Origin of the sequence: Mesorhizobium sp. AR10 (assembly GCF_024746795.1) — a bacterium.
Taxonomy (GTDB): domain Bacteria; phylum Pseudomonadota; class Alphaproteobacteria; order Rhizobiales; family Rhizobiaceae; genus Mesorhizobium.
On record NZ_CP080524.1, the window covers coordinates 708,077 to 720,366 of the forward strand.

Consider the following 12,290-nt stretch of genomic DNA (forward strand, 5'->3'; position numbering starts at 1 on the left):
CTCCGATGACCGACTACAAAAAACTCATCGACGCCGAGACCTGGGCCTTCATCGAGCGCACCAATTCCTATTATCCGCCGGACACGATCGACTACACGATCGCCGAGCAGCGCAGCATCTACGATCGACTGTGCCGCGAGTTCTTTGCCGGCTATCCCGAGGGCGTGACGGCGGAAACCACTTTCATTGCCGTGCCGAAGCATGACATCCCGATCCGCATCTATCGCACCCCGGCGCCGGAAGCAGGGGCGATGGTGCTTTATTTCCATGGCGGAGGCTTCATCCTTGGTGGGCTCGACAGCCATGACGACGTCTGCGCCGAGCTTTGCGTGCGCACCGGCTACGAAGTGGTTTCGGTCGACTGCCGGCTGGCGCCTGAACACCTTCACCCGGCCGCTTTCGATGATGCCGTCAGCGCCTTCGAATGGGCCGCCACCACCTACAAACGGCCAATCCTGCTGTGCGGCGATAGTGCCGGCGGCAATCTCGCCGCCGCCGTCAGCCATGCGACACGCGGCCACGCGCGCAAGCCGATCGGCCAGGTGCTAATCTATCCCAGTCTTGGCGGCGACCGCTCGCAAGGATCCTACGTGACCCACGCCGAGGCGCCGATGCTGACCATGCGCGACCTCGATTTCTACAAGGATATCCGCACCGGTGGCGCCGATCGCAGCGGCGACCCCACGCTGGCGCCACTGGCCGACACCGATTTCGCCAGCTTGCCGCCGACGGTGCTGATCACCGCGCAATACGACCCTCTGTCGTCCGACGGCGAGATCTATCGCGATCGCATCATTGCTGCTGGCGGGCGCGCCACCTGGCTCGAGGAGCCGGGGCTGGTGCATGGCTATCTCAGGGCCAGGCACACGGTCGGCCGGGCACGCGCGAGCTTTACCCGGATCGTCGATGCGGTGTCGGCGCTGGGAAAAGGCGAATGGATCTGGTGAGCACCCTCTTTCCCTGAAGCTCGGCTCCAATGAACCTTTCCGCGTCAGCCGGCGACTGACGCTCAGGTGCCGCATGGTGCGGCCCGGAAAGGAAAGCCGCCATGACCAGAAACCCAGAGACTCCACGGTCTCCGGGAACAACAGGAGCTCAGCGCGATCACCGCCTTCGGGACCGGGTCGACGCGCTGGGCTTTTCGCTGATTCCGTTGACCCTGCGTAAGAGCAGGCGTATCGTGACCAGGAGGACTGCAGACAATTCGATCAGGGAAGAACGTGCCGGAACGCCGCGCCTTGCCCTGATCTGGGCGGCAAGACTGGACGTTACTCCCGTAGCTAGTGGGGGTAGCTCAATGTCTTGCGATCACGGCACGTTTGTGCCCTTTCATGCTGGCCGTTTGCGCCGCGCCATCCACCTACCGAGTAGATTCTTGGCAACCAGCGGATTGCTGGCACTGGCGCTGACCGCCAGCCTCTGGCTTGGCGGACCTGCCCAGGCGCAGGAAACCCAGATCATCTATCCGGGCTCGATGGCGGTGACCGGATTTTCCGGCACCATCATTCCCAATTTCGAAGAAGGCCTGCCGCCGGGTGTTGATCCGGTCGACGAAACCTTCATCGACACGACGCGCGCAACCTTGCGCGTTTTCGACGTTTCAGGGCTTGGCGGGCCGGCCTCCGGCCACCTCGTCAACACGCCGCCACCCTTCGAGGTGACGGCCGAGCAGATCGGCCAGGTGTTCGGTATCACCTATGATGATGGCGTGCGCGACGGCATTCCCTCACGCATTCCGAACCTCTATGCCGGCGCCACATCGCTGCACGGCATCCGCATCGTCACTCCTGACGAAGACGCGGACGGCCGCCCGGAGCGGCAGCGCCGCGGCACAGCGGGTGCTGTCTTCATGGACGGCCAGTTCGGCACCGAAAACGGTGGCGGCCCCGGCACGATCTGGAAGATCGACGGCATCACCGGCGCCGTATCGAAATTCGCCGACATCGACACCGACAGCGGTCCCGGCATCGGCGACGTCACCTTCGACGCCATCCACCGCCAGTTTTTTGCCAGCGATCTCGACATTGGCCTGATCCACCGCATCGACGCCAACGGCACGCTGATCGATACGTTCGACCACGGCGTTGCCGGGCGCCCGGCGCACGGGCTTGCCCCGCTCGCCGACGACGGCTCGGTGATGGACATACAGGGCGCCGCCTTCGACAGCGAAGCCCCCGATACGTGGGGCTACACGCAGGACGAACGCCGTGTCTGGTCCGTCGCCTATCATGGCGGCCGGCTCTATTATTCGGTCGGCGAGAAGGCAGAGATCTGGTCGGTGGGCATCGCCCGCGACGGCAGCTTTGCCGGCGACCCGCGCTGGGAACTGACGGTCAATGCCGACGAGGACCATGCTGTCACCGATATCGCCTTTGACAACAAAGGCTTCATGTACCTGGCCCAGCGTGGTCCGGTGGAAAACCACTATGACTACCGCCAGTTCGCCGATTCCGGCAAAGGCGAGATCATCCGCTATTGGCGCGAGAACCCTGACGATCCGGCGACGGAATCGGTCTGGGTGGAAGTGCCACAGGAATATGCGGTCGGCTTCCCGGAAGGCAACCGCCAGTCGGCCGGCGGCCTCGACCTGCAATATGGCTATGATTCCGACGGCAATCTCGACACGCGCGTCTGCACCGAAACGCTGGTCAACACCGGCGACAAATTGCGCGACAATCCAGCCCTTGCCGAACAGCTCGCCGCTGGCGGGCCGCTCGCCGTGCACGGCGTGCAGATCACACCGACGCCGCTGGTCAAGCCGGCCAACGTGCCACCTTTCGGCTCGTGGTTCGTCGACTTCGACAGCTATTTCGAAGACCCCGAGGTTGAAGGCCATGTCGGCGACGTCGAGGTCTGGCACCCCTGCGAAGGCCGTGCCGGCTACTACGAAGAAATACCGGGCGGTTATCTGCCACCCTTCTATCCGCCGGACTTCCCGCCCCCTGGCAACCTGCCTCCATGTCTCGATGTGGAAGACGTCCAGTATTTCTGCACGCCATCCGGCCTCGAGGCCGATCTCTATCTCCATGACCATGCCGGCTTTGGCGGCGATTCGATCAAGGCTTCGTCCAGGACACCAGGCGTCGGGGTGACCTCACCCATGTCGCATGTTCCCGGCGCGCCCTACACGGTCAACATCACCGGCCACTATCCGGGCGACACCGTCGATGTCGGGCTCTGCTTCTACAGGCAGTCCGACAAGGACAAGGGTGGCTACTTCCCTTGCTGCAAGATGACCGTGCCGCTCAGAACCCCGGCCGTCAGCTGCGAACCGTGAGGAGGGGAAGATGATGAATCTCGCACTTTCCCCGCTCGCCCAGAGCAGCCAATCAACCGGCAGCCAATCGACCGGCAATCAACCAACCGTCATGGAGACGATCATGAAACCCCTGTCACTCGCCAGGCGCGGCGCGCGCTGGCTGATGGCGGCCGGTATCGCGGTCGCCATGCTAACCCCGGTGCAAGTCTTCGCTGAAGACGCTGTCCCGATCGGCCCGGAACTTAGGCTCGACCTCGACAATCCGCGCGTCGTCAATCCGAGGCCGGACCGGGTGGTGCCCTTCTTCACCAAGAAAGGCACTCAAAGAGGCTGCGATTACGTCGTCTATTCCCTGAGCTTCGGCTTGCGCGGCGATCCGCAGAGCTTTGCCGATCCGAACCTCGTGGCCAGACTGAAAAAGCTCAAGATGGACTTCAAGGACCAGCTCCCGGCTGGCCTTGAGATCGTCAACGTCAACGTGTCCGGTGACGGCACGGATTCGGCCGGCGGACCGCTGCCGGGTGCAACGATCAGCACCTCGGCAAATCCGAACGATACGGCAACGGTTTCCGATTTCCGGATTTCCGACAGCGATCTCGACGGCGCCGGCGCTGCGAACGAGCGCGTCATCACCTTCAAGATCACGGCCAAGATCGACCATGCGGCGTTTCCATCGCCGACGATCGTCGACAACCAGGGCCTGATCAAGGTGACCAATGGGCCCACCGAGATCATCATCCCGTCGCAGGATCCGAGCAAGCCCGACGACGGCGATTTTCTCACCGGCGTAAAGACTTCGATCAAGATCGACGTCACCAAGTGCAACCCACCGCCTCCACCTCCCGGCAAGGAATGCTTCAAGGTGGAAAGAGGCACGGTCGATTGCGTGCCCGGCGGCGGCGCCTTCATCTACCACATGCCGCTCGGCCCGGAGATGGGTGGCAAATGGGTGCAGGTCTCGACGACGACGCCCGGCATCACCATCATCCCCGACACGCAGTTGGTGCCGGCGGGCGGCGGTGTGCTCAACTGGAAGATCGTCGGTGCATCACCCGGCGACGTCATCCACCTCATCGTCAGCGGCATCGAGACCTATGCCGGCCCGGAGGAAGGCTGGGGCCTGTGCTGCACGCAGACGATCGACATCGTCATTCCGCGCGACCAGAGGTGCCCGCCGCCCAAGGAACCGGATCTGAAGGTCGAAAAACGCGCCAATGTCCAGCGTTGCACGATGGCCGGCGGTTGCGACTTCACCATCAGGGTCACCAATGTCGGCACGGCACCGTACAACGGCAAGATCGTGCTCGACGAAGTGACGCTGCCGCCCGGCTCCACCCTCGATTCAGGGCCGAACCCGCCCTGGGTCTGTGCGCCGGCAACCACCCCGATGACGTGCACCCATCCGGTGACCACGCTCAACCCGGGTGCCTTTGTCGACCTCAAGCTCGGCTTCAAACCGGCCGGAGGCTGGCAAGACGGTGCTTTACGCAACTGCGCCACCTATAATTATGGGGCCAGCGGCAAACCGCTGTTCGGCAGCCAGCAAAACGATCGGGGCTGTGCCTCGATCCCGATCTGCCAGCGCGGCGATCGTGACCGCGACTGCCGGCCACCGGTCGAGAAGAAGGTCGACCTGATCCTGAAGAAGCGTGCCCGCACCCCGGTCTGCTCGGCCGACGGCATCTGCTATTTCGTGATCGACATCATCAACAACGGCAGCGTCCCATATAATGGGCCGCTGACGGTCATAGATACCTATCCAGGCGGCGCACCGACATCCTCGTCTTTCGGCCCGACCCCGCCCTGGACATGCGGACCGAACGGCCCCGGCCAGTTCCGCTGCGACAATGCCGGCATCGTGCTGTTGCCGGGCGCCTCGACGCCGATCTTCGTCAAGGCGGTAATGCCGGCCGGCTATCGGCCGGATACGGTCGAGAACTGCGCTGCGGTGAAGGCCATTCCCGGTGAGAACGACCTCACCAACAACAAGGCCTGTGCCAAGGCACGCTTCCCTCATCCCAATGGCGGCAAGCCGGCCATGCGCATCACCAAGGTGTGCAGCGGCTCGCTGGCTGGTGCTGCGCTCATCTCTTGCCGCATCACCGTCATCAGCGTTGGCACCGCTGCCCCCGCCGGTCCGGTGCGGGTCAACGATGCCGCCAAGCTCGTGACCGGCGGAGCGCCTGTCCAGATCCAGACCGTCACCCCTGACGGTGCGGAATGGGCTTGCGGACCGGTTCCGGCCAATGCGCTGTCGTGCCAGATTCCCGGCGCCGTGATGACGCCCGGAACCAGCCGCCACTTCGACGTGACGGTTTCGGCCAATGGCGAGTTCGAGAACTGCGCACGCGGCTCCTATGGTCCGGCCCCGGGAGACGACATCGTCTATCCGATCGGCCAGGCCTGCGCCAAGGGCGGCGGCACCTCGACCATCCGTGTCGAGAAGACCGGCGATACCGAGTGCAAGCTCGGCCAACCCTGCACGTTCGAGATCACCATCACGAACGATGGCGAGAGCGCCTTCTCCGGTCCGGTTCGCATCGGTGATGCGATCGGCGTCGAAGGCCTGGGCCGACTGGAAGGCGTTGCGATCACCTCGATCGAACCGCCCTTCGGCTGCTCGCCTGAGCCGGCAACGCTGCCTGCATCCTGCATTGCCAACCTGACGCTCGGCGCCGGGGAAAGCCGCGTCCACCATGTGACCGTGGTCATTCCCGACGACGGCCGCCTGGCCAATCTGCAGGGCAACGTCAACGGTCAGAACTGCGTCGGCGTGCTGTCACCCAACACGAAGGTGCAAGGCGGCGGCGACGTGCTCCCCGGTGATGCGACCAACGTCCAGGGCGATCGCGGCAAGGCCTATGCCTGCCATCCCTTCACCATCAGGAATGAGGTGAAGAAGGAGTGTTCGGCAGGCTTTGTCCTGAACAATGCCGGCCGGTGCGTCTGCCCGCCCGGCACCACCTTCCGCAACGGTCAGTGCTCGCCTGACGGCGGGGTCATCATCCCGCCGAAGGAACCGAAGCCCTGCGTGTTGCTCAAGGGACAGATCCGTACCGAAGACGGACGCTGCATCTGTCCGCGCGGAACATCGCTCAAGAATGGCGCCTGCGTGCGGGACAAGCCGAAACCCGAGCAGTGCACCATTCGTGGCCAGGTTCACAACTCCGCCGGAGATTGCGTCTGCCCGAAAGGCACGGAAGTCCGGGGCAATGCCTGCCGGCCGATCAAACCAAAGCCGGAGCAGTGCACCATTCGTGGCCAGATCCTGAACTCCAACGGAGATTGCGTCTGCCCGAAGGGTATGGAAGTCCGGGGCAATGCCTGCCGACCGATCCGGCCAAAGCCAGAGCAGTGCACCATCCGCGGCCAGGTCCACAACGCCAACGGAGATTGCGTCTGCCCGAAAGGTACGGAAGTCAGGGGTAATGCCTGCCGACCGATCCGGCCAAAGCCGCAGCAGTGCACCATTCGCGGCCAGGTCCTCAACAAGCGCGGCGAGTGTGTCTGTCCGCGTGGCACGCAGGTGATCAATGGCGCATGCCGCAAGCGGCAGGTGGAATGCGCGCCCGGCTCGCAGATGATCAACGGCCAGTGCCAGCCGATCATCACGCGGCGCTGTCCGGCCGGGACAGTCGGAAGGTACCCGAACTGCACCCCGATCCGCAGGCAGCCGACGCTGAACCAGAACCTGCTGAACCCGGACGTGCTGCAGCAGCTTCTGCCAAGGCGCAAGCCGCAGGCGGAGCAGCAGGATCCGGCGACCATCCTGAACTCCAAGCCGTAGTTCGGCGCCACGCAAGACCACAACCCCGCCGGAGCAATCCGGCGGGGTTTTTCTTTGGCTTGGATCGTTGCGTGAACCTTACCGGGCCAAGCGACGACCAACTCCTGAAGGACACATCAGGAGAGAGAAATGTCTTCAGCCAGGTACGTCTTCCGCAATACGGCGACGACTGTTGCTCTGATCGCAGGAGCGCTCGCCACCACACCGGCCTTCGCCAAGCAGGCGAACATCAAGTCAATGTCATTCCACACAGAAAGCGCCAATACGACGATCCACGTCGGCTCGAGCGACAAGCAAAAGTGGGACACACTGAAAAGCGGCAATGTCCAGTTCTGGGGCCACATGAAGATCAACACGCGGTGGCCAGGTTATGTGCAGGATGTCGCTGTTTCTCTGGGCACATGCGGACCCAGCCAGTGCGGCGTATTCCCGCCGATCTGGAGTGCATCGCCTGTAAGCCGCGATTACAATCACCAGGAGAATTTCTCCTTCAACCCCTCCACCATACCGCTGTCGTCGAATACGGGCATCGCCGTGGTGCCTTACGGTGATCAGATCGTCGCCAAGTGCAACCAGCACCTCCAGCCCGATGGGCCGACGAAGTCCTATTCGTTCACTCACACCTTCCACGCGAGCTTCTCGGCACTTACCGATACGGCGCTCGACATGGACAACGCAGTCAGCGAGGCCAAGGCCGGTAACTGGCCCCATCCGATTTACGATTCGCACTATGCCGAACACGGTTCGTTCGACGTTCAAGTCGTCTGCGACCCCGTCATCAAACCGAACACTCAAGACATCGCTACCGATTTCGGCGCGTTCGAGGTGAAGAACGTCAAGCTGTTTCTGACCACCTACCAGTCAAACCAGCAGGGATCGACACCCGGCACCGTGTGCCCGGCGCTCAAGGTGACCAGCCGCGCGCAGGCCAACCAGGCCGGGCCGGTGTCGATGCGCATCTGGCGGCAGAAGGACAACGGGCCGATCACCTCGGAGTTCAAGCAGGTTTGGGCGTCCTACGACGCGGGCAAGAACGGCTACTTCGCCACCGACGAGAAATGGGAGAATGTCGGCGCGACCGCTTACTTCCAGTACAAGACCGAGATCGTCGGCAACGGCCCGTTCGAGCCCTTCGACGGCTGGAAGGACATAACCGTCCACTGCACCGGCGCGGGCGGCGGCGGCTTCGCCGACACACCGCAGGACGACCCCGACAATCCGCCGGCGCATTCGGACTGGCACGGCGAGGTCACCGTGTCCGACAGCGCCGGTTTCAAGAAGCTCTGCCCACGCAAGGGCCAGGTGGCGTTCGAGGTCGAGCGCGATGCACCGGGCGCGTTCCACTATCGGATCAGCTGCTCGAACGGCGCCTTCTTCACGGGCACGACGGTCGCCTTCAATCAGGGCGGCTCCTTCAAGGCGAGCGCTGCGCATGATCTCAGCATCGTCAGAACGCGCTCGATCCAGTGCACACTGCAGGAGATCAAGCAGGGCGGCGCTATCGCCACCGTCGACAAGGACAGCGAGGATTTCACCTGCATCAAGCGCAATTTCGACCCGAACGCTGACGACCTGACCGTCGATACGCGGCCCGATCCCGGCAAGCCGGAGCCACAACTTCCTCCGGTCGTCGTCGATCCCGGCCGCTCATGCTTGCCGAGCCAGAGGTTGATCCGGGGCAAATGTGTCGACAAGCCGCTTGTGGCTGCATGCCGCAGCACCGAAAAGCTCGTCAACGGCAAGTGCATTGGCATCAGCATACACTGCCTGCCCGGCTATCGGCAGGTCGGCCTGAAATGCGTGAGGAATCCGGTAATCGCAGACAGGTGCAAGCGCAACGAACAGCGTGTCAATGGAGTGTGCGTGCGCAAGCCTCCCATCATTATCGACTGCAAGCGCGGCTACCATCTGGTTGGCAAGGCATGTGTAAAGAACCAGGTCATCGTCACCGCCTGCCGTGCAACCGAAAAACTGGTGCGTGGGCATTGCGTGCCCAAGCCACCTGTCAAAAAGTTCAGTCTGCAAAAGGTGAAGCAAGGCAGCGGCAAGCCGTTTCTGCCAGGACGGGCCAGGCCGCCGCGGCATGTAAACTGAAATCCGACGCCCGCAAAGGAGAGAGGCGGCCTACCACCGCCTCTCTCCTTCCGTTGCACAGACGAGGCGCCGATGCCGGATTCCTGTCGACAAGCAGCGCTGAGACGATTAGAGCGACCTGCGTCCATTTGGGCGCACAAAGTACGCTCTAACACTTTGAACCCACGCATCGTGCTTTCCGAAAATCAATTCCGATTTTCGGGTCGATGCGCCAGGGCGAGAGCGGGCTCAAGAACGGGAAGCGGACATGGCTCACAGAACCCTGATCGCGCCATCGGTGCTGGCGTCGGATTTTTCGAAGCTCGGCGACGAGGTCGAGGCTGTAGCGGCGGCTGGGGCCGACTGGATCCACCTCGACGTCATGGATGGGCACTTCGTGCCCAACATCACCTTCGGCCCGCCGGTGATCAAGGCTATCCGCAACCGCACCAAGGCCTTTTTCGACTGCCATCTGATGATCGCACCGGCAGACCCCTATCTGGCGGCCTTTGCCGAAGCCGGCTGCGACGGCATCACCGTGCATGCCGAAGCCGGGCCGCATCTCGACCGCTCGTTGCAGACGATCAGGAACCTCGGGAAGAAGGCCGGCGTTTCGCTCAACCCGGCGACGCCGGAAACCATGATCGAGTATGTGCTCAACCGGCTCGATCTGATCCTGATCATGACCGTCAACCCGGGATTCGGCGGCCAAGCCTTCATTCCTGAGATCGTCGACAAGGTGAAGCGGGTGAAGGCGATGATCGGCAACCGGCCGATCCGCATCGAGATCGACGGCGGCATCTCGCCGCAAACGGCGCCCCTGGTTACCGCCGCCGGCGCCGACGTGCTGGTGGCCGGCGCCGCCATCTTCAAGGGCGGCAGCGTCGAAGCCTACCGGGCAAACATCGAGGCGATCAGGGCGGCTGCGGACCGGACGCCCGGCTGACGCTCTCGTCGAGAACAAATCGCGGACATTATGATGTCCCTGCTGGGCGCCGAGACACCGTCGGCAAAGCTGTACAAAATTTCCCAAGAAGAGCAAGATTTTCACGACAAGCGTTACTTAGCCAGAGCATGATGGGGTGACCCTTCCTCTTTAAGTACAATATCATGACCTTTCTCTTTGGCGTGGAAGCCTGACACGGTAGAGTACATGTACGAGATTCGGACTGCCTCGCGGACAGGATGGCGGAGCTAACGCAGACAACAGGAGCAACGTTGACATACGGAACCGCCGATCTGAGCGAAGAAGGCCCAGGGTCCAAGAGCACGCTTGCCAGCGCGGTCTATACTCAACTTCGTGACGATCTCCTGCGTGGCGTGCTCGAAACCGAAAGCAAGCTGCGGGTCGAATGGGTGGTCTCCCGGTATGGCGCCGGTGCCTCACCCGTCCGCGAGGCCCTCAACCGGCTTGCGTCGGAAGGTCTTCTCGGTCGGCACGACCAGCGTGGCTTCTTCATCATGCCGGTCAGCGCGGAGGAATTGGAGGAACTGACGCGGACCCGCTGCTGGATGGAAGAGCGGGCGCTTCGCGAATCCATCGCCCACCGCACCGGTGAATGGGAAGAACAACTGGTGCTGGCCTTGCACCGCCTGGCACGCTCGCAACGCCGCTTGCCCGAGGATCCCGCGTCCAACAATCCGGAATGGGAGAAGTTGCATCGTGCCTTCCACCGCGCGCTGATTGCGGCCTGCCGGTCGCATTGGCTGGTTGGGTTCTGCGACCAGCTTTCCGATCAGGCCTCCCGCTACAGGCTGATGTCGCAGGCCAGCCCGGCAATCGAACGAGACGATCTCGGCGAGCATCGCTTGATCGCGGAACGCACGCTGGATGGCGACGCCGACGGCGCGGTTGAAGCACTGCTCAACCACTACCGCCTGACGGCGGCAATGTGCATAGAGCGCTTCAGCCAGAGCGAATATCCAAAGGCAAGCAAGACCCTGCGCGGCCGCAAATAGCTGCTCGTGAACTGCCGTGCAACACGGTGGGCAAGGTGCAGAAGTACCTGCTGCGCGAGACCTACAAGGGCCTGTACGACAAAGCCGGCTAACGACCAGGATTTGGGTACAAAAGCGTAAGGACATGGTAGCGATAGCGAAGCTCGCGGTGAGGCCGGGGCTCTCGATGCCAAACAGGTTGACGATCTGTCCGGCGCCATGGTCGGCCGGCCCTTGCACCATGAAGTCAGCCGCCGGCTGGCCCGGGCCGGACAGTTTTGGCCTGACGCCGGCATAGGCCGGGTGCAGGCCGCCATCCGGAAGGCCAGGCCAATAACGCCTGATCTCTCCGTAGAATGAATCGGCTCGGCCGGGATCGACCGTATAGTCGACACGGTCGATCCATTCGACATCAGGGCCGAAGCGCGCGCTGCCGCCAAGGTCCAGGGCCAAATGGACGCCAAGGCCGCCATCGACTGGAACCGGGTAGATCAGCCGCGAGAATGGCGACCGACCGGAAAGGGCAAAGTAGTTGCCGCGCGCCAGCCATAACGGCGGAATGCTGTCTTGCGGAAAGCCTCCGATGCGAGCAGCCAAAGCCTGGGCGTCCAAGCCTGTGGCGTTGACGAAGGCGCCGGCCTTCAGTTCGAACGCCTCGCCGCTGGCATCCTGGGTGCGGATTTCGACCCCGTCGGGCTCAGCGACCGCAGCGGCAACAGCGGTCAGAAAGGCGAAGGATGCGCCGGCAGCTTCCGCATCGCCATGCAGCGACAGCATCAGCGCCTGGCTGTCGATGATCCCGGTCGACGGAGACAACAGCGCACCGGCGCAATTCAACTCGGGTTCGAGGCTTTCAGGTTGCGCGCGCGTCAGCAGTTCGAGGTCTGCAACCCCGCATCGTTCGGCGTTGTTGCGGATCGCCCGCAGCTTGTCCAGCTGTGCAGGTTCGACTGCGACGATCAGCTTGCCGGTGCGCGCATGGCCAATGTTGCGGTCAAGGCAATAGGCATAAAGACGCGCGCGCCCTTCGACGCAGAGCCGGGCTTTCATGCTTCCCGGCGCGTAGTAAATCCCGGCATGGATGACTTCCGAATTGCGCGCGCTTGTGACCGTGCCGATGGCGGCTGCCTTTTCGACCACCAGCACCTCGCGGCCCGACAAGGCAAGCGCCCGGGCAACGGCGAGGCCGACGACCCCTGCTCCGGCGACGACGCAATCGACTGTGTGCATAGC

General features: G+C 63.1%; 6 protein-coding genes and 1 pseudogene. 6 read left to right on the top strand and 1 reads right to left on the bottom strand.

Annotation, left to right across the window (positions count from 1 at the left end; genetic code table 11):
- The first annotated feature begins 5 nt into the window (after nucleotides 1-5).
- From LHFGNBLO_RS06725 to LHFGNBLO_RS06750, 6 genes are all read left to right on the top strand, one after another.
- Nucleotides 6-947 (top strand): alpha/beta hydrolase, encoded by a 942-nt coding sequence (locus tag LHFGNBLO_RS06725; protein ID WP_258605356.1) that lies wholly within the window; start codon nucleotides 6-8, stop codon nucleotides 945-947.
- Nucleotides 948-1,297: 350 nt separating this feature from the next.
- On the top strand, nucleotides 1,298-3,277 hold the full coding sequence (locus tag LHFGNBLO_RS06730; RefSeq protein WP_258609630.1) for a hypothetical protein: 1,980 nt from the start codon (nucleotides 1,298-1,300) through the stop codon (nucleotides 3,275-3,277).
- A 10-nt stretch (nucleotides 3,278-3,287) separates the two neighbouring features.
- Nucleotides 3,288-7,046 carry a DUF11 domain-containing protein gene (locus LHFGNBLO_RS06735; protein ID WP_258605358.1) on the top strand — a complete coding sequence of 1,253 codons (3,759 nt, stop codon included), beginning with the start codon at nucleotides 3,288-3,290 and terminating at the stop codon, nucleotides 7,044-7,046.
- Between the two features lie 129 nt (nucleotides 7,047-7,175).
- Nucleotides 7,176-9,140, top strand: coding sequence for a hypothetical protein (locus LHFGNBLO_RS06740; protein ID WP_258605359.1), 1,965 nt, complete (start codon nucleotides 7,176-7,178; stop codon nucleotides 9,138-9,140).
- Nucleotides 9,141-9,387: 247 nt separating this feature from the next.
- Nucleotides 9,388-10,065, top strand: coding sequence for a ribulose-phosphate 3-epimerase (gene rpe / locus LHFGNBLO_RS06745; protein ID WP_258605361.1), 678 nt, complete (start codon nucleotides 9,388-9,390; stop codon nucleotides 10,063-10,065).
- A 272-nt stretch (nucleotides 10,066-10,337) separates the two neighbouring features.
- Nucleotides 10,338-11,078 carry a GntR family transcriptional regulator gene (locus LHFGNBLO_RS06750; RefSeq protein WP_258605363.1) on the top strand — a complete coding sequence of 247 codons (741 nt, stop codon included), beginning with the start codon at nucleotides 10,338-10,340 and terminating at the stop codon, nucleotides 11,076-11,078.
- 88 nt (nucleotides 11,079-11,166) lie between these two features.
- On the opposite strand, the pseudogene LHFGNBLO_RS06755 reads toward LHFGNBLO_RS06750, so the two are convergent.
- Nucleotides 11,167-12,287 (bottom strand): annotated as a pseudogene (locus tag LHFGNBLO_RS06755) (NAD(P)/FAD-dependent oxidoreductase).
- Between the last annotated feature and the right edge of the window lie 3 nt (nucleotides 12,288-12,290).

Excerpts from the sequence above, each read along its gene's own strand:
- LHFGNBLO_RS06725 (WP_258605356.1), top strand. The coding sequence starts at position 6 with ATGACCGACTACAAAAAACTCATCGACGCCGAGACCTGGGCCTTCATC.
- LHFGNBLO_RS06735 (WP_258605358.1), top strand. The coding sequence starts at position 3,288 with ATGATGAATCTCGCACTTTCCCCGCTCGCCCAGAGCAGCCAATCAACC.
- LHFGNBLO_RS06740 (WP_258605359.1), top strand. The coding sequence starts at position 7,176 with ATGTCTTCAGCCAGGTACGTCTTCCGCAATACGGCGACGACTGTTGCT.
- LHFGNBLO_RS06730 (WP_258609630.1), top strand. The coding sequence starts at position 1,298 with ATGTCTTGCGATCACGGCACGTTTGTGCCCTTTCATGCTGGCCGTTTG.
- rpe (WP_258605361.1), top strand. The coding sequence starts at position 9,388 with ATGGCTCACAGAACCCTGATCGCGCCATCGGTGCTGGCGTCGGATTTT.